Source organism: Mangrovicoccus algicola (assembly GCF_014903745.1).
GTDB classification, from domain to species: Bacteria; Pseudomonadota; Alphaproteobacteria; order Rhodobacterales; family Rhodobacteraceae; genus Mangrovicoccus; species Mangrovicoccus algicola.
Window position 1 is genome coordinate 19,019 of the sequence record NZ_JACVXA010000006.1, and the last position, 15,958, is coordinate 34,976.

19 protein-coding genes and 1 tRNA gene are annotated in these 15,958 nt (G+C 69.4%); 10 read left to right on the plus strand and 10 right to left on the minus strand.

The window, feature by feature from the left end:
* Nucleotides 1–165 precede the first annotated feature (165 nt).
* Together ICN82_RS02835 and ICN82_RS02840 are read right to left on the minus strand one after the other, a co-directional pair.
* Nucleotides 166–1,206 carry a succinylglutamate desuccinylase/aspartoacylase family protein gene (locus ICN82_RS02835; protein ID WP_226898246.1) on the minus strand — a complete coding sequence of 347 codons (1,041 nt, stop codon included), beginning with the start codon at nt 1,204–1,206 and terminating at the stop codon, nt 166–168.
* A gap of 100 nt (nt 1,207–1,306) precedes the next feature.
* Nucleotides 1,307–1,747, minus strand: coding sequence for an outer membrane protein assembly factor BamE (locus ICN82_RS02840; protein ID WP_226898247.1), 441 nt, complete (start codon nt 1,745–1,747; stop codon nt 1,307–1,309).
* Between the two features lie 135 nt (nt 1,748–1,882).
* Between ICN82_RS02840 and ICN82_RS02845 the strand changes: the two genes are divergently transcribed.
* The 9 genes from ICN82_RS02845 to queF all read left to right on the plus strand — a co-directional run bounded on the left by ICN82_RS02845 (nt 1,883) and on the right by queF (nt 8,735).
* Nucleotides 1,883–2,464, plus strand: a complete 582-nt coding sequence (locus ICN82_RS02845; RefSeq protein WP_193179409.1) for a YceD family protein — start codon at nt 1,883–1,885, stop codon at nt 2,462–2,464.
* 184 nt (nt 2,465–2,648) lie between these two features.
* Nucleotides 2,649–2,855: a 50S ribosomal protein L32 gene (gene rpmF, locus ICN82_RS02850; RefSeq protein WP_108261419.1), complete on the plus strand. Its 207-nt coding sequence runs from the start codon at nt 2,649–2,651 to the stop codon at nt 2,853–2,855.
* A 21-nt stretch (nt 2,856–2,876) separates the two neighbouring features.
* Complete coding sequence (gene plsX / locus ICN82_RS02855) at nt 2,877–3,989, plus strand: phosphate acyltransferase PlsX (RefSeq protein WP_193179411.1); 1,113 nt, start codon at nt 2,877–2,879, stop codon at nt 3,987–3,989.
* Nucleotides 3,986–4,960 (plus strand): beta-ketoacyl-ACP synthase III, encoded by a 975-nt coding sequence (locus ICN82_RS02860; RefSeq protein ID WP_193179413.1) that lies wholly within the window; start codon nt 3,986–3,988, stop codon nt 4,958–4,960. The genes plsX and ICN82_RS02860 overlap by 4 nt, the downstream gene beginning before the upstream one ends.
* Before the next feature lie 104 nt (nt 4,961–5,064).
* Complete coding sequence (gene ihfA, locus ICN82_RS02865) at nt 5,065–5,373, plus strand: integration host factor subunit alpha (protein ID WP_193179415.1); 309 nt, start codon at nt 5,065–5,067, stop codon at nt 5,371–5,373.
* A gap of 99 nt (nt 5,374–5,472) precedes the next feature.
* Complete coding sequence (locus ICN82_RS21240; RefSeq protein WP_226898248.1) at nt 5,473–6,981, plus strand: MerR family transcriptional regulator; 1,509 nt, start codon at nt 5,473–5,475, stop codon at nt 6,979–6,981.
* Between the two features lie 67 nt (nt 6,982–7,048).
* Nucleotides 7,049–7,126, plus strand: a tRNA-Pro gene (locus ICN82_RS02875).
* A gap of 32 nt (nt 7,127–7,158) precedes the next feature.
* Nucleotides 7,159–8,274, plus strand: coding sequence for a 2'-deoxycytidine 5'-triphosphate deaminase (locus ICN82_RS02880; protein ID WP_193179417.1), 1,116 nt, complete (start codon nt 7,159–7,161; stop codon nt 8,272–8,274).
* Entirely contained in the window at nt 8,271–8,735 is a 465-nt protein-coding gene (gene queF, locus ICN82_RS02885) for a preQ(1) synthase (protein ID WP_193179419.1), read from the plus strand. Before ICN82_RS02880 ends, queF begins: the two co-directional genes overlap by 4 nt.
* Nucleotides 8,736–8,738: 3 nt before the next feature.
* On the opposite strand, the gene ICN82_RS02890 is transcribed toward queF, so the two are convergent.
* The 5 genes from ICN82_RS02890 to ICN82_RS02910 form a co-directional block, all read right to left on the minus strand.
* The gene (locus ICN82_RS02890) at nt 8,739–9,092 is read right to left on the minus strand and encodes an Mth938-like domain-containing protein (protein ID WP_193179421.1); all 354 of its coding nucleotides are present in this window, start codon (nt 9,090–9,092) and stop codon (nt 8,739–8,741) included.
* A 58-nt stretch (nt 9,093–9,150) separates the two neighbouring features.
* Nucleotides 9,151–9,900 carry a sulfite exporter TauE/SafE family protein gene (locus tag ICN82_RS02895; RefSeq protein WP_193179423.1) on the minus strand — a complete coding sequence of 250 codons (750 nt, stop codon included), beginning with the start codon at nt 9,898–9,900 and terminating at the stop codon, nt 9,151–9,153.
* A gap of 77 nt (nt 9,901–9,977) precedes the next feature.
* Nucleotides 9,978–10,796, minus strand: coding sequence for a lysophospholipid acyltransferase family protein (locus ICN82_RS02900; protein WP_330998952.1), 819 nt, complete (start codon nt 10,794–10,796; stop codon nt 9,978–9,980).
* A complete protein-coding gene (locus tag ICN82_RS02905; protein WP_193179425.1) occupies nt 10,793–11,596 on the minus strand; it encodes a GNAT family N-acetyltransferase in 804 nt (267 codons plus the stop codon). The genes ICN82_RS02900 and ICN82_RS02905 overlap by 4 nt, the downstream gene beginning before the upstream one ends.
* A 100-nt stretch (nt 11,597–11,696) precedes the next feature.
* Nucleotides 11,697–11,870: a DUF3553 domain-containing protein gene (locus ICN82_RS02910; protein ID WP_193179607.1), complete on the minus strand. Its 174-nt coding sequence runs from the start codon at nt 11,868–11,870 to the stop codon at nt 11,697–11,699.
* A 32-nt stretch (nt 11,871–11,902) separates the two neighbouring features.
* Between ICN82_RS02910 and ICN82_RS02915 the strand changes: the two genes are divergently transcribed.
* Entirely contained in the window at nt 11,903–12,511 is a 609-nt protein-coding gene (locus tag ICN82_RS02915; RefSeq protein ID WP_193179427.1) for a histidine phosphotransferase family protein, read from the plus strand.
* 29 nt (nt 12,512–12,540) lie between these two features.
* On the opposite strand, the gene ICN82_RS02920 is transcribed toward ICN82_RS02915, so the two are convergent.
* The 3 genes from ICN82_RS02920 to obgE are packed head-to-tail and all read right to left on the minus strand — an operon-like array spanning nt 12,541 to nt 15,931.
* Entirely contained in the window at nt 12,541–13,806 is a 1,266-nt protein-coding gene (locus ICN82_RS02920; RefSeq protein ID WP_193179429.1) for a glutamate-5-semialdehyde dehydrogenase, read from the minus strand.
* Nucleotides 13,803–14,906 (minus strand): glutamate 5-kinase, encoded by a 1,104-nt coding sequence (proB, locus tag ICN82_RS02925; RefSeq protein ID WP_193179431.1) that lies wholly within the window; start codon nt 14,904–14,906, stop codon nt 13,803–13,805. Before proB ends, ICN82_RS02920 begins: the two co-directional genes overlap by 4 nt.
* Complete coding sequence (gene obgE / locus ICN82_RS02930) at nt 14,894–15,931, minus strand: GTPase ObgE (RefSeq protein ID WP_193179433.1); 1,038 nt, start codon at nt 15,929–15,931, stop codon at nt 14,894–14,896. The genes proB and obgE overlap by 13 nt, the downstream gene beginning before the upstream one ends.
* Nucleotides 15,932–15,958 lie beyond the last annotated feature (27 nt).

A 15,958-nucleotide genomic window follows, 5' to 3' on the forward strand; every position in this document is an offset into this window, starting at 1 on the left:
GGCTCCGGGACCTCCAACCCTTTCCCCAGGCTCCCCGCAGACCCGCCCGCCCTGCCGCTCCGCCCGGGCCATGGCGCGCGCCGATCGCGCATCCTGCCGGCGGCTGCGCCGGAGGGCGCCGCGCAGCGGGCAGACCCCGAAGGTACCGCGGGGCCGCCCCCGTCTTCAGATGATCTCGTCCTCGTCGAACATCGAGGCGGCGTCCAGCTGGGCCGAGAGGCTCTCGATCCGGCGGACCGCGCCATCGGCCTCGACATCGGCGATATGGAACAGCGCGTCGCCCTCGTTGACGATCGGCAGGTTGGTGCGCCCGATGATCAGCCCGCCCGCCGTGGCGCGCAGCTCTGCCTCCGCCTCGCCGAACGGGTCGGAGATGATGCCCAGAAGATCGCCTTCCGCCACCATTTCGCCGCAGCTCTTGAAGGCGCGCATCAGCCCGCCGGCGGGCGCGCGCTCCCATTCGGTCTTGGAGGCGCGCAGGGGCGCCGCCGAGGGAATGGGCACGCCGCGCTTGGGAATCATCCCCAGCCCGTGCATCACGCGCAGCACCCCGGCGACCCCGGCGCGCGCGGACATCTCGTCGAAGCGCAGCCCCTCGCCCGCCTCGTAGAGCAGGATATCCACCCCCGCCGCCTGAGCGGCGGCGCGCAGGCTGCCCTCGCGCAGCTTGGAGCGGATCACCACCGGCGCGCCGAAGGCCTCGGCATGGGCGATGGTCTCCGGCTTGCCGGGGCTGACCCGGATCTGGGGCATGTTCATGCGGTGGATCGCGGCCGAATGCAGGTCGATCCCCAGATCGGCGCGGCCGACGATCTCGGTCATGAACAGATGCGACAGCCGCCCCGCCAGCGATCCGGTCTCCGATCCGGGGAAGGACCGGTTGAGATCGCGGCGGTCCGGCAGGTAGCGGGAATGGTTGAGGAAGCCGAAGGTGTTGACGATGGGGATCACCATCAGCGTGCCCGAGATCCGGTCAAGCTGCGGGCTGCGCAGGAGCCTGCGGGCAATTTCCACGCCGATCACCTCGTCGCCATGCACGGCGGCCGAGACGAACAGCACGGGCCCGTCCCTGCGGCCATGGACGACATGCACCGACATGCTGACGGGCGTATGGTCCGACAGGACGCTGACCGGCAGGTCGACGGTGCGGCGCGAGCCCGGCGGGATCCGCTGGCTGCCGATCTGGAAGGAGGGGCGGTTGGTCAAGGCATGTGTCCCGGAACTGGTCGGGACGAGCAAAGCACCCCGCCCGGCATCTGGCAAGATCCGGCAGGGCACGGCCGTCGCCGCGCCCCGCGATTGCCTCTCAGAGGGATTCGGAGGAGGGCAGCGCCGGGGCCAGCGACGTGCTGTTCAGCAACCCGCGCAGGAAGCCCAGATCCGGCACGGCGCTTTCGGTGACGCGGCGCGACAGGGTGACGACCTCGCCGTTCTCCAGCCCGTAGCGCTCGATATTCGAGACCGACCCGCCCTCGGTGAAGCGGATGGCGACCACCTGCCGCTCGATCGTCTCGGGCTTGCGCCAGGCATAGGTGGCATTGCGGGAGGCGACGAAATACCAGACATCGTCGCGACGGAAATCGTCCAGCGGCGGCGCCCCGACCTTTTCCTCGACGCTTTCGCGCGTGTCCGAGCCGGGCTCGATCTCGGCAAGCTGCATGTCGGTGGGGACATATCCGTAATCGTCGTACATGGTCGTGCAGGAGACCAGTCCCGACATGGCCACCGCCAGTCCGGCACCCCGCATTGCACTCGTGATCCGACCCATCGCCTGTACTTCCGTCCGTTCCGTTCCCGCAGGCGGCCCGGTCCGGCCGGCTTGCCCGCATGCTGCTGTCCGAGTTATCCAAGCCGGCGCGCCACTGCAAGGAAGGATCATGTCATGAGCGACAGCAGCGAAAGCCGAATCGACGGAACCCAGGTCGTCCTGTCCCGGCTGCCGCGCGAGGGCGCGGCTTTTTCCCTGCAGCCGTCGCCCGAGGTCCAGGAGGCGCTGCGCGCCGATCTGGGGCTGGACGGGCTGCGCAAGCTGCGCTTCGAGGGGCGGCTCCTGCCCGAGGGCAAGCGCGACTGGCGGCTGGAGGCGCATCTCGGCGCCACCGTCATCCAGCCCTGCACGGTCACCCTGGCCCCGGTCACCACGCGGCTGGAGGAGGACCTGTCCCGGCGCTATCTCGCGGATTGGCAAGATCCCGAGACGGGCGCGGAAACCGAGATGCCCGAAGATGATACGGCCGGTCCCCTGCCCCGGCAGCTGGACCTCGCCGAGGTCATGCACGAGGCGCTGGCGCTGGCCCTGCCGCTCTATCCCCGCGCCGAGGGGGCGGGATTCGCCGATACCGCCGTCACCGAACCGGGCAAGGCGCCCATGACCGACGAGGAGGCGAAGCCCTTCGCCGGGCTCGCGGCGCTGCGCGGAAAGCTTGCCGATGGCGGCGATGACGGGGATTCCGGCGAAGAATAGCCCCGCAGCGCGCCGGAACCACAAAAAACGGTTGCACTTCTGCCCGAGAAGAGTATTGAACCGGTCTCGTTTTCAGGGCTGGTCAGCCGCGGGCTCCGGCCCCGTTGCCGTCCCTATCCGCCGGGCCTGTGCGCCCAGAACGCAAACCAACCCGGGCACGCCCCGGCCCACCTGAGGTTGAGACATGGCCGTCCCCCAGAATAAAGTCACCAAATCCCGCCGCAACATGCGCCGTTCGCATGACGCGCTGACCGCCGGCAACCCCGCGGAATGCCCGAATTGCGGCGAGCTCAAGCGCCCGCACCACGTCTGCGGCGCCTGCGGCCACTATGACGACCGAGAAGTCGTCGCGGCTGCCGAGGAAGTCGATCTCGAAGACGACGCGGCATAAGCCACGGCCCCGATACAGGACATGACGAAGACGGCGCAGCCCGCGAAGGGCAACGGCGACTCTGGAAACATCGTCCTGTCCATTGACGCGATGGGCGGGGACAAGGGCCCCGCCATGGTCATGAGCGGCCTTCACAAGGCGCTGCAGCGCAATGCGCGGCTGCGCTTTCTCGTGCATGGCGACAGCGCCGTGCTGGAGCCGCTGGCCGCCAAGCATCGCCTCCTGCGGGAGCGGTGCGAGATCCGCCATGCCGCCGACGTGGTCACGATGGACTCCAAGCCGAGCCACGTGATGCGTCACGGCAAGGGGACCTCGATGTGGGCCGCCGTCGATGCCGTGCGCGACGGCGAGGCCCGCGCCTGCGTCTCCTGCGGCAATACCGGCGCGCTGATGGCGCTGTCGATGATCCGGCTGCGCAAGCTGCCCGGCGTCAACCGTCCCGCCATCGCCTGCCTCTGGCCCTCCCGCAATCCCGCCGGCTTCAACGTCATGCTGGATGTCGGCGCCGATATACGCGCCGAGGCGGAGGACCTGGTCCAATACGCCCTGATGGGCGCCTTCTATGCCCAGATCGCCCTTGAACTCGAGAAGCCGCGCATCGGCCTGCTGAATGTCGGCACCGAGGAGCACAAGGGCCGCGCGGAACTGAAGGTCGCCCATGACATGCTGCTCGAGGCCGCGCAGAGCGGCCTCTTCGAGTATGTCGGCTATGTCGAGGGCGGCGACATTCCCTCCGCCCGCACCGATGTCATCGTCACCGACGGGTTCACCGGCAACATCGCGCTCAAGACCGGCGAGGGCACGGCCCGGCTGGTCTCGGACCTTCTGAAACAGGCCTTCCGCCATTCCATCCTGTCCCGTCTGGCCTCGCTTCTGGCGCTGACCTCGCTGCTGCGGCTGCGCAGGCGCATCGACCCCCGCCGGGTCAATGGCGGCGTGTTCCTGGGGCTGAACGGCACGGTGGTGAAATCCCACGGCTCCTCGGATGCCACCGGCATCGAGGCGGCGGTGCGCCTGGCCCATGAGCTGGCGCGCGCGGATCTGCCCGGCCAGCTGGCGCATCGGGTTGCATCCGTCGAGGAGGCGCGCCAAGGTGCCGCACAAGTCGGGCAGCTATACGGTAACCAGAAATGACAAGACGCGCGATGATCCGGGGGGTGGGCCACTGCCTGCCCGAACGCATCGTCCCCAACAGCTATTTCGAGGGGCTGCTCGATACCTCGGACGAGTGGATCCGCACCCGCTCGGGGATCGAGCGGCGCCATTTCGCCGCCGAGGGACAGACCACCTCGGACCTGGCCGCAGAGGCCGCGCGGGCCGCGCTTGCCGATGCGGGGCTTCGGCCCGACGATATCGACGCGATCGTGGTCGCGACCTCCACCCCGGACCTGACCTTTCCCTCCTGCGCCACGATGGTGCAGGCGCAGCTGGGCATGACGCGCGGCTTCGCCTATGACATCCAGGCGGTCTGCGCGGGCTTCATCTTCGCGCTGACCAATGCAAACGGGCTGATCCTTTCGGGCCAGGCCGAGCGGGTGCTGGTCATCGGGGCCGAGACATTCTCGCGCATCATGGACTGGACCGACCGCGCGACCTGCGTCCTGTTCGGCGACGGCGCGGGGGCGCTGGTTCTGGAGGCCGCGGAGGGCACCGGAACCGTGGCGGATCGCGGCATCCTCGCCTCCGACCTCAATTCCGACGGGCGCTACAAGGACATCCTCTATGTGGATGGCGGCGTCTCGGGCACCCAGACCACCGGGCATCTGCGCATGCAGGGCAAGGAAGTCTTCCGCCACGCGGTCGAGAAACTGGCCCAGACCGCCCAGACATCGCTGGGAAAGCTGGGGCTGACCGGCGCCGATATCGACTGGATCGTGCCGCACCAGGCCAATCTGCGCATCATCAAGGGCACCGCCAAGAAACTGGACGTGCCGATGGAGCGGGTGATCGTCACCGTGCAGGATCACGGCAACACCTCTGCCGCCTCGATTCCGCTGGCCCTTTCGGTCGGCAAGGCCGAGGGCAAGATCACCCCCGGCGACCTGATCGTGGCCGAGGCGATCGGCGGCGGACTGGCCTGGGGGTCCGCCATCATCCGGTGGTAAACCCGCCAAAGCTCCAAGCCATTGAGTTCCGGGCATATTGACTCTCGATCAAAGCCGTTCCTATGGTCGGTGAACCGCAGACGGCAGATCAACGGGGGGACAGAATGACCGGAAAGACACTGACGCGGATGGATCTGAGCGAGGCCGTGTTCCGCGAGGTCGGCCTGTCGCGCAACGAATCGGCGCAGCTGGTCGAGGCCGTGCTGGCCCATCTCAGCGACGCGCTGGCCGGGGGCGACAGCGTCAAGATCTCCTCCTTCGGGACATTCAATGTCCGCGAGAAGGCGGCCCGGGTCGGGCGCAACCCCAAGACCGGCCAGGAGGTTCCGATCCATCCCCGCCGCGTGCTGACCTTCCGCCCGTCGCATCTGATGAAGGAACGGGTGGCACAGGGTAACCGCTCGGAAACCTGATCACGGTTAAGCACGGAACTGAATCGCACCGCCGGATGGCGGGGCCTGGCAAGATGTCGCGCCGATCCCCCGGGACCGGCCGGTCCTCGGGGTTCTGAGATGGAAAAGTCGCCGGACGCCTTCCGCACCATATCCGAAGTGTCCAAATGGCTGGACACGCCCACCCATGTGCTGCGCTTCTGGGAAAGCCGGTTTCCCCAGGTCGCGCCGGTCCAGCGTGCCGGCGGACGGCGCTACTATCGCCCCGAGGACATGCAACTGCTGGGCGGGATCAAGGAGATGCTGCATGTCCGCGGCCAGAGCATCCGCGAAGTGCAGCAGATCCTCGCCGAAAGCGGCAGCGCCGCCGTAACCGCGCTTTCCCCGCCGCTGGCGCGCGAGGCCGCGACCGTCCCCCCGGCGCCGCGCCTGACCTTCGCCGCCGCGGCCGACGATACGGAGCCGACACCGGCGGCCTCCCCGGCCCCCCCGGAGGACAGCCCCGGAGATTTCGCCGCGGCCTATGCCGCAGTCTCCGCCGACGAGGACATGCCGCAATCCGCCGGGCCGGAACAGGACGGCGCCGCATCCGAGGATCCCGACACCCTCGCGGCGGCCGAGGATGCCGACGCGCAGCCGGAAGGACACCCCCCCTCCGCGGAACCGCCATCACCGGGCGGTCCCGCCGATGCCGCGGCGTCGCAACCTGCGGCGGAAATGCCGGTGGAGGGCGTGTCCGGCCGCTCCGCCACGGCCCACGCGGATGGCAGGCCAGCGCCCCGGCCGTCCCCGGACCATGAATCGGAATCCAGCGCCGAAACGGCAGAGGAGGATGAACTCCCCTCCCCCGAAGATGGCGACGCCCCAGATCCAACCGCAGCCGGGGACGGGATGGCGCCGCTGGCCCCGTTTTCCCAGGAACACGATCTGGCACCTGCCGGCGCGACGTTGGCCGCCGCCGGAGATCTCGATGAAACCGGCCCCGTTGATCCGGAGACGGACGAACCGGTCGGCGATGACGGCCCCGTATTCGCGCATCGGCGATCGCAGGGAGAGGATCCGGCACAGGGGGAGGATGGGCCCGGGGATGACAATCCGACCGACGCCGCCCCGGATACCGGGAGCCCCGGGAAAGCCGGTTCCATGGAAGACACCGTGTCCCAGCCGCTTTTCGCGCGCCGCTGGCAGCGCTCGGCAGCCGCATCCGCGCCGGTCCAGTTCCCCGCGGCCGAGGAGGGCGGGTTCCGGTCGCGCCGCGCCGCGCCGCCGCAGGACCGTCCCCGCATCCAGGGTTTCTTCATCAACGAGCTCGACCAGGACATGCGCCCGCCCCCCGCCACCAGCGCGGAGCGGGACGAAACGGGGCCCGGCACCGGGTTCTCTGCACTGGATTCCCGTTCCGCCGAAGCCCCGGCAGGGGCGATCCCGGCCGCGCCGGCCGCGGGCGCACGTCCCGTGCTGCCGCGCGATCCCTCCGATCCCGCCCCGGGTGCTGCCTGCCTGCCTTCCGCCGCTTCCGGGCTTCGCGGCCTCGAGTCCGCTCTCTTGCGGGCGCGCCTCGGCGAAGAGGCCCTTGCCCGTCAGGCCCAGCGGCTGGCCGCCCTGCGCGACCGGATGCAGGCCGCATAGAATCGGCGAAAAAACTGTCTTTTTCGCCTTGCAGCTGCCGGAGAAAACAGTAGAAGAGCCAAACGGTCGGGCCATGGCGCAGCCTGGTTAGCGCGTCCGTCTGGGGGACGGAAGGTCGTGAGTTCGAATCTCGCTGGCCCGACCAAATAACCGCACGATACCCGATGTGGAGGATCCATGACCGCGCATACCGGACAGGGGGTTCTGCCACGTCAGGCGCTGGCCGATCTGGTCGAGCGGGGCGTCATCGCACCGCTGCAACCGCTGGTCGAGGGCCAGATCCAGCCCGCGTCGCTGGACCTGCGGCTCGGCCATACCGCCTACCGCCTGCGCGCCTCGTTCCTTGCCGGAAGGGACTCGCGCATTTCCGCCCGCCTTCCCGATTTCCTCATGCACCGCATCGACCTCTCCGATGGCGCCGTGCTGGAAAAGGGCTGCGTCTACCTCGTCCCGCTGATGGAGCGGCTGCGCATGCCGCCCGGGCTGGAAGGGGTCGCAAATGCCAAGAGCTCGACCGGGCGGCTGGACCTTCTGACACGGCTGGTCACCGATCACGGGACCGAATTCGACCGCATCCCCGCAGGCTATGACGGCCCGCTCTATGCCGAGATCTGCCCGCGCAGCTTTTCCGTGCTGGTGCGCCCGGGCATGCGGCTGAACCAGCTGCGCCTGCGCGCGGGCCGCGCGGTGCTGGAGGATGCCGAACTGGCGGCGCGCCATGCGGCCGAGCCGCTGGTCGATGGCGGCCCGGCGGTGATCTCGGACGGGCTGGGATTTTCCGTCGATCTCGAACCGGGTCCCGGCGGGCTGGTCGGCTATCGCGCCAAACCGCATTCGGGGGTGATCGACCTCGACCGGCTGGGCAGCTATCCGGTGCGCGAGTTCTGGGAAAGGCTGGAAACCGAGGACCGGCGGCTGATCCTCGATCCCGGGGCCTTCTACATCCTGGTCAGCCGGGAGTCGGTGACGATCCCGCCCGATTGCGCCGCCGAGATGGCCCCGTATTTCGCCATGGTCGGCGAATTCCGCGTGCATTACGCGGGGTTCTTCGATCCCGGTTTCGGGCATCACGAGGCGGGCGGGCATGGCGCGCGCGGCGTTCTCGAGGTGCGCTGCCACGAGGCGCCATTCGCGCTCGATCACGGGCAGGTCGTCGGGCGGCTGATCTATGAACGGATGACCGAACGGCCGGATCTGCTCTACGGGGCCGATCTGGCCTCGAATTACCAGGGACAGGGGCTGAAGCTGGCCAAGCATTTCGCCCCCGACCCCCATAGCGGACCGACCCCATGACCGAAGAACGTTTCTCGTCCCTGACCCAGCTGGGCGGCAGCACCGAATTGCCGGCCAGCCCCGAAACGGCCAGGCTGGAACGCGTGCCCAATGCCCGCGCCTCGATGGATTACGTGGTCCGTTTCACCTGCCCGGAATTCACCTCGCTCTGCCCGATGACCGGCCAGCCCGATTTCGCGCATCTGACGATCGACTACGTCCCCGACCAGTGGCTGGTGGAATCGAAGTCGCTGAAGCTGTTCCTGGGATCCTTCCGCAATCATGGCTCGTTCCACGAGGATTGCACGCTGATGGTCGCGGCGCGGCTGGTGGAGACGCTGGCGCCGCGCTGGCTGCGCATCGGCGGCTACTGGTATCCGCGCGGCGGCATCCCGATCGACGTGTTCTGGCAGACCGGGCCGGTGCCCGAAGGCGTCTGGATCCCCGATCAGGGCGTGCCGCCCTATCGCGGCCGCGGCTGAGGCTCAGACCGCCAGCGCCGCCAGTCCGATGCGCCGCCCCTCGCTGAGCAGCACGTTATAGGCGCGGCAGGCAGAGGGGCTGGCCATCGGCTCCACCCCGATCCCGGCCGCCTCCAGCGGCGTCTTCAGCGCGGCGGGCAGATAGGCCATCTCGGCCCCCGTGCCCAGCAGCAGCACGTCCAGCCCCTCGGCCCGATCCAGGATGTCGGCGAGGTCGCCATAGCCTTCCCAGCCCCGGCGCAGCCCCGGCAGGACCAGAAGCCCGCCGCGGATCACCTCGCCGCCGATGCGGAAGAATCCCGGGCCGTAGCCCTCGACCGGCGGGGTGTCGCGATAATCGATTTCGGTCAGGCGCATGCGCTTTCCTCCTGTCCCCTTCTAGCGCGGAACCGGCGCCAGGCGAAGCCCCCCGGCCTCACTCCAGCGGCAGGCCCAGCAGCACCGCCACCGCGATCAGCAGATAGGCGCTGCGCCGGTACAGGCGTTCGCGGGCCGGGTCGAACAGCGCCTGGCCCAGCCTGCAGCCTGCGGCATAGGGCAGAAGCTGCAGCAGGCCCAGCCCGATGGCCTGCGCGCTCAGCAGCCCCTGGAAGGCCAGCTGCGGCAGCAGCAGCAGCGACAGGAAGGTCAGGAAGACCAGCGTGTTCGCCCGGTTTGCCGCCGCGCTGCCCTGCCCGCCCAGATGGAACAGGATGACCACCGGCCCGCTCAGCCCGGTTGCGCCGCCCACAATCCCCGTCGCCGCGCCCACCGCCGCCCGCGCCAGCCGTCCCGGCACCGCGCGATAGCGCCAGCCGGTCATCAGTCCGGCCAGGGTCAGCGCGACGCAGGCCGAGGTGATCCAGCGCAGCGCCAGCGGATCGGTGCTGCGCAGCACCCAGATCCCCAGCGGCGCCGTCAGGAAGGCCGCTGCGACCATCAGCAGGGTCGGCCCCGGCTCCACCTGCCGGATGGCGCGGGGCACCACCGTCACCAGAGAGGCCAGCGCCGACAGCGACAGGCCCGCCACCGCCACCGACGGGTCGACCCAGACCGTTGCCAGCGGCATGTAGATCAGCGCCGCCCCGAAACCGGCGAATCCATAGACCAGCCCGGCGGCGAAGGTGACCAGCAGGACCGGAAGAAGCCCCGGCAGCGCGAGGGTCGCGTGGATCAGCTCTGTCATCGGGGCGGTCCTTGCAATGGCCCCCCTCGCCTAGCGGGGACACCGGGAGGCGTCCAGAGCCAGAGCGGCCGCGCCCGTCAGTCCAGCGCCTGCTCCAGTCCGGCGCGCACCGCCGCCTCGCTGTCCAGGGCCAGCGCCTTGCGCCCGGCAGCGGCGGCAATGGCCGGATGCCGGATGATCCGCACCGCCCCCCCGCGCGGGGCGGCAAGCACCTGCAGCAGATGCGGCGCCAGGTCCATGTCGCCCCACCAGCCGTGAAAGCGCGGATCGCAGCCGGGCGGGGCGCGATAGGCCAGCGTCACGGGCTGCACCCGCAGCCCGGGCAGGTCGCGCAGCGCGGCGAACATGGCACTGCGGAACCGCAGAACGCGGCGGCCGTCGCTGCTGGTCCCCTCGGGAAACAGCACCAGCCGATGCCCGGCCGCCAGCCGGTCGCGCAGCCGCGCCGCCTGGGCCGCCGCCTGCCGCCTGTCGCGCGCGATGAAGACGGTTCCGGTCGCCCGCGCCAGAAGCCCGATCCCCGGCCAGCCCGCGACCTCCGACTTGGCGACGAAATAGACCGGGCCGCGCGCGTTGAGCACGAAGATGTCCAGCCAGGACACGTGATTTGCCACGACCAGCCGCGCCGCCGGATCCTCCGGCCCCTCGACCTGCCACCGCAGCCCCAGCAGCCGCAGGACGATCCGGCAGACAGCGACCGTGACCCGGGGCGACAGCGGCCGGTCCTTGCGGCGCAATGGCCGCTCGAACAGCCGCAGCGCCAGGAGCAACCCCAGCCCCCCCGTCAGCACCAGCGCGATCGGCGGCACCCGCAGCATCACGCGGGCCCAATCCCGCACCCCGGCAGGCGGGCGCGCCACGGGCGGGTCCTGCGACTGCCAGGTGACGCCGTTCACGCGCCCAGCCCCTTGGTATAGATCGCCCGCTGGCGCGCATTCATGCGCGCCACGTCCAGCACCAGGCAGATATCGGTGGTGTTGAAATCGCGATCCACGAAGGCGCCGTCCCCGACGAAACCGCCGAGCCGCAGATAGGCCTTGATCAGCGCCGGGACCTCGCGCATGGCGGCCACCTTGTCGATCTCCGCCTCCGGCATCCGGTCCATCGGTTCGTAGACGCCGGGCAGCGTGCGCACCCGCAGATCCTCCGGGGCCAGGTGGCGGTGATGCAGCAGCGACAGCGGCGCCGCGAGCCGATCCGGGTCCGTGCCGTGGAAGCTGGCCGTGCCGAAGAGAATCTCGACCCCCTGCTCCAGCGTATAGGCGGCCAGCCCCGTCCAAAGGTGGAACATCGCCGCCCCGCCGCGATAATCGCGATGCAGGCAGGACCGCCCGAGTTCCAGCAGCCTGCGCCCCGACGCCTTCAGGACCGACAGGTCATACTCGCCGTCGCCGTAGAACCCGCCCGTGCGCTCGATGCGATCCCCCGGAAGCAGCCGGTAGACCCCGATCACCTGCTCCGCCGGGCTGCCGCCCCGCGCGAGATCAAGCACCAGCATGTGATCGAAGACCGGGTCGAACCGGTCGCGCTCCAGCCGGGCCTGGTGATCGGCCATCGGCCCGCCGGCGCCCAGTTCCTCGACGAACACCTCGTAGCGCAGCCTCTGCGCGGCACGGATCTCCTCCTCGCTGCGGGCAAGGCGGACCTGGAAATTCGGGGCGCGGGGGGGCACGGGCCCGGGGGAAGGCGGCAGCATCGCGGCTCCTACAAAATTACCACATTCGCCGCTGCGCAGCTGTCGTTGCTTGACGCGGGCAAATCTCTCTCCCTAAGGTTGAGCGGTGGGCCGCCGAAGCTCAGGGATCGATTTCAAGCTGCAGATCGACGGCCGTCCCTTCGATAACGACCTTGCCTGCATGTTCGAAATTAACCGTGATTTTACCATTTATGTTCGATTGAACCTGACCGAGCCCCCAATCGGGGCGGGTCGGATGACGAACCAGCATGCCCGGTTCCAGCAGTCCGTTCATCATGAGCGCCACCTCGGGAGGAAATACGTGGAATGTCCAATAATGCCCATGATCTGACTGCCTTGCTGGGGTCCCGCATCTGTCACGACCTGATAAGCCCGCTGGGCGCGATCGGCAACGGTCTGGAACTTCTGTCCATGACCGGCAGCGGCGGCGCCGAGATGGCCCTTATCGCCGAAAGCGTCGCCAATGCCAATGCGCGCGTGCGGTTCTACCGGGTGGCCTATGGTGCGGCAGCGGGCGATCACAGCATGGGCCGCTCCGAGATCGCCAGCATCCTGGAGGACGTCACCCGCGGCAGCCGCACGCGGATCGCCTGGAACAGCCCCGAGCCCGCGCTGCGCGCCGAGGTGAAGCTGGCCTTCCTCCTGATCCAGTGCCTGGAGACGGCCATGCCCTATGGCGGCGAGATCGTCGTGACCCGCGACGGCCCGGCATGGAGCATCCATGGCCGGGCCGAGAAGCTGAAGATCCTGCCGCAGCTGTGGCAGGGGTTGCAGGAAGAGGCCGCCGCCGCACCGGGCCTGCCGGAGATCACCCCGGCCCAGGTGCAATTCGCGCTGGCGCCGCAGACCATGCGCGCGCTGGGGCGCACGCCGCGGCTGCAGATCCGCGAAACCGACATCCTGCTCGGCTACTGACCCGGCCTGGCTGCGACCGGGCCGCGGGATCAGGCCCGCACCGTGCCATCCCCCGTCACGAGGTACTTGAAGCTGGTCAGCTGCGCCGCCCCGACCGGGCCGCGCGCATGCAGCTTGCCCGTGGCGATGCCGATCTCGGCGCCCATGCCGAATTCGCCGCCATCGGCGAACTGCGTGGAGGCGTTGCGCATCAGGATGGCGCTGTCGAGCCGCGCGAAGAACTCCGCCGCCACGCCGTCATCCTCGGTCAGCACGCAATCCGTATGGTTGGAGCCGTAGGTGCGGATATGGGCAATCGCCTCGTCCACGCCCTCGACGACCCGCGCCGCGACGATCATGTCCAGGAATTCGCGCCCGAAATCCCCGTCCTCGGCCGGGACCGTGCCCGGCACGGATTGCAGCGCGGGATCGGCGCGCACCTCCACGCCCGCGGCGACCAGATCCTCGATCAGGGCGGTTCCGTGGGCTTCGATGAAACCGCGGTCCAGCAGCAGGCATTCCACCGCGCCGCAGATGCCGGTGCGCCGCGTCTTGGCATTCATCACCACCCGGCGCGCCTTTTCGGGATCGGCGGCCTGATCGACATAGATATGGCAGATGCCCTCGAGATGGGCAAAGACCGGCACCCGCGCCTCGCGCTGCACCAGCCCGACCAGCCCCTTGCCGCCGCGCGGTACGATCACGTCGATATGGTCGGTCATGCGCAGCATCTCGCCCACGGCCTCCCGGTCGCGCACGGGCACCAGCTGGATCGCCTCCAGCGGTAGCTTGGCGGCGCGCAGCCCGGCCTGAAGGCAGGCATGGATCGCCCCCGAGCTGTGGAAGCTTTCGGACCCGCCGCGCAGGATCACCGCATTGCCCGATTTCAGGCACAGCGCCCCGGCATCGGCCGTCACGTTGGGCCGACTTTCATAGATCACGCCGATCACGCCGATCGGCGTGCGGACGCGGCGGATATGGATGCCCGAGGGCCGGTCCCATTCCTCCATGACCTCGCCCACCGGGTCGTCCTGGGCAGCGACGGCCCGCAGCCCGGCCACGATACCCTCGATGCGCGACTCGTCCAGCCGCAGCCGGTCCATCATCGCCTCGGTCAGGCCCTTTTCGCGCCCGTACTCCAAATCGAGGGCATTGGCCTGAAGGATCTCGTCGCGCCGGTTCCAGACCGCATCCGCCGCGGCGTCCAGCGCCCGGGCCTTGCGCTCTGGTCCCGCCGTGGCCAGTTCGAGTGCGGCGCCGCGTGCGCGCAGCCCCATCGAAGCCATCAGCTCGGACACCGTTTCAAGATCCTTCATAACACCATATCATCCCTGTGGATAAGCGCAGCTCTTCCCGAATAGCCCAGAATTTCGGCAATGTCACGAGATTGTCGCCCGGCGATGGCCCCGATCTCGGCCGAGGTATAGCGGCTCAGCCCGATGCCGATGCGGGTCCCGTCCCGCCCGCGGATCGTCACCGGCTCCCCCCGGCCGAAGGCGCCCGCGACCTCCGTCACCCCGGCCGGAAGCAGCGATTTTCCCCGCCCGAGCGCCTGCCGGGCCCCGTCGTCGACGATCACCTCGCCGCGCGGTTTCATGGCCAGAATCCATGCCTTGCGGGCCGTTGCCGGGTCCGTCTGGGCACGGAACCACGTCGAGGCGGCGCCCTCGGCAAGGGCCCGCAGCGGGTTGGGCCGCGCCCCCAGCGTGATGGCCATGTCGCAGCCCGCCGCCATGGCGGTGCGGGCCGCCATCAGCTTGGTGATCATCCCGCCCTTGGACAGGCCCGACACGCCCTCCCCGGCCATTGCCTCTATTTCAGGCGTCAGTTCCTCGACCAGGTCGAAGCGCCGGGCGCTCGGGTCCACCTGGGGATTGGCGGTATAGAGCCCGTCCACGTCCGACAGCAGCACCAGCTGGTCCGCCCCGGCCACGACCGCGACCTGGGCGGCCAGGCGGTCATTGTCGCCATAGCGGATCTCGTCCGTGGCCACGGTGTCGTTCTCGTTGACCACCGGCACCACGCCCAGGGTCAGAAGCTGGTTGAGCGTGGCGCGGCTGTTGAGGTAGCGGCGGCGGTCCTCGCTATCGGCCAGCGTGACCAGCACCTGTCCCGAATGCAGCCCATGGGCCGACAGCACCTCTTCGTAGGCGCGGGCCAGCTGCACCTGCCCGACCGCGGCCGCGGCCTGCGCCTGCTCCAGCGGCAGGGCTCCGTCGGGCAGCCCCAGCACCCGCCGCCCCAGCGCGATGGAGCCGGAGGAGACCAGCACCAATTCGGCCCCCTGTCCGCGCAGCCAGGCGACATCCGCGGCCAGGGTTTCCAGCCAGTCCCGGCGCAACCCGCTGGCGCGGTCGACCAGAAGGGCCGAACCGATCTTGACGACAAGCCGCCGCGCCCGGGTCAGGGACGCCATTTTTCCGGCTCTTCCTTCGACACCCTCTCGCGCAGGCGGTCGTCGTCGATCTGTCCGCGCACGGCGCGCAGCACCTCCTGCAGCCCCTCGCCGGTCACGCCGGAAAAGGCCAGGACCGGGCCGCCCGCGGCCTCTTGCAGCTCTGCCAGCCGTTCCGCCCGTTCCTCGTCATCCAGCGCGTCGATCTTGTTCAGCGCCGTCACCCGCGGCTTGCCCGCCAGGGCGCCGCCATACATGTCCAGTTCGGTGACGATGGTGCGGTAATCATCGGCCACCGTCTCGGAGGTGCCGTCGACGAGATGCAGCAGCACCGCGCAGCGTTCGACATGGCCGAGGAACAGGTCGCCCAGCCCGCGGCCCTCATGCGCGCCCTCGATCAGGCCGGGAATGTCGGCCATCACGAATTCGGAATTGTCGATTCCCACGACCCCCAGATTGGGATGCAGCGTGGTGAACGGGTAGTCGGCGATCTTCGGCCGCGCATTCGAGGTGGCGGCCAGGAAGGTCGACTTGCCGGCATTGGGCAGCCCCAGCAGGCCGGCATCGGCAATCAGCTTCAGCCGCAGCCAGATCGTGCGCTCCACCCCGGGCTGGCCGGGATTGGCATTGCGCGGCGCCTGATTGGTGGCCGTCTTGAAATGCAGGTTGCCCCAGCCGCCATTGCCGCCGCGGCACAGCACGACACGCTGGCCCAGCTCGGTCAGGTCGGCAATCACCGTCTCCTCGTCTTCCTCGAGGATCTCGGTTCCGACGGGGACGCGCAGCACGATGTCCTCGCCCGATTTGCCGGTGCGCTGGCGGCCCATGCCGCCCTGGCCGTTCTGGGCGAAGAAATGCTGCTGGTAGCGGAAGTCGATCAGCGTGTTCAGCCCGTCGACGGCTTCGACCACGACATCGCCGCCATGCCCGCCATCGCCGCCATCCGGGCCGCCGTATTCCACGTATTTCTCGCGCCGGAAGGACACGGCGCCGTTGCCCCCGGAACCGGAGCGCAGATAGACTTTGGCAAGATCGAGAAATTTCATCGGACAGTCCTGAAACGGAGGTTGAAG

Bases quoted from the DNA above. Each gene is read 5' to 3' on its own strand.
- ICN82_RS02840 (WP_226898247.1), bottom strand. From the start codon at position 1,747: ATGCGGGGTGCCGGACTGGCGGTGGCCATGTCGGGACTGGTCTCCTGC.
- ICN82_RS02845 (WP_193179409.1), top strand. From the start codon at position 1,883: ATGAGCGACAGCAGCGAAAGCCGAATCGACGGAACCCAGGTCGTCCTG.
- rpmF (WP_108261419.1), top strand. From the start codon at position 2,649: ATGGCCGTCCCCCAGAATAAAGTCACCAAATCCCGCCGCAACATGCGC.
- plsX (WP_193179411.1), top strand. From the start codon at position 2,877: ATGACGAAGACGGCGCAGCCCGCGAAGGGCAACGGCGACTCTGGAAAC.
- ICN82_RS02860 (WP_193179413.1), top strand. From the start codon at position 3,986: ATGACAAGACGCGCGATGATCCGGGGGGTGGGCCACTGCCTGCCCGAA.
- ihfA (WP_193179415.1), top strand. From the start codon at position 5,065: ATGACCGGAAAGACACTGACGCGGATGGATCTGAGCGAGGCCGTGTTC.
- ICN82_RS21240 (WP_226898248.1), top strand. From the start codon at position 5,473: ATGGAAAAGTCGCCGGACGCCTTCCGCACCATATCCGAAGTGTCCAAA.
- ICN82_RS02880 (WP_193179417.1), top strand. From the start codon at position 7,159: ATGACCGCGCATACCGGACAGGGGGTTCTGCCACGTCAGGCGCTGGCC.
- queF (WP_193179419.1), top strand. From the start codon at position 8,271: ATGACCGAAGAACGTTTCTCGTCCCTGACCCAGCTGGGCGGCAGCACC.
- ICN82_RS02890 (WP_193179421.1), bottom strand. From the start codon at position 9,092: ATGCGCCTGACCGAAATCGATTATCGCGACACCCCGCCGGTCGAGGGC.
- ICN82_RS02895 (WP_193179423.1), bottom strand. From the start codon at position 9,900: ATGACAGAGCTGATCCACGCGACCCTCGCGCTGCCGGGGCTTCTTCCG.
- ICN82_RS02905 (WP_193179425.1), bottom strand. From the start codon at position 11,596: ATGCTGCCGCCTTCCCCCGGGCCCGTGCCCCCCCGCGCCCCGAATTTC.
- ICN82_RS02910 (WP_193179607.1), bottom strand. From the start codon at position 11,870: ATGAACGGACTGCTGGAACCGGGCATGCTGGTTCGTCATCCGACCCGC.
- ICN82_RS02915 (WP_193179427.1), top strand. From the start codon at position 11,903: ATGTCCAATAATGCCCATGATCTGACTGCCTTGCTGGGGTCCCGCATC.
- ICN82_RS02920 (WP_193179429.1), bottom strand. From the start codon at position 13,806: ATGAAGGATCTTGAAACGGTGTCCGAGCTGATGGCTTCGATGGGGCTG.
- proB (WP_193179431.1), bottom strand. From the start codon at position 14,906: ATGGCGTCCCTGACCCGGGCGCGGCGGCTTGTCGTCAAGATCGGTTCG.
- obgE (WP_193179433.1), bottom strand. From the start codon at position 15,931: ATGAAATTTCTCGATCTTGCCAAAGTCTATCTGCGCTCCGGTTCCGGG.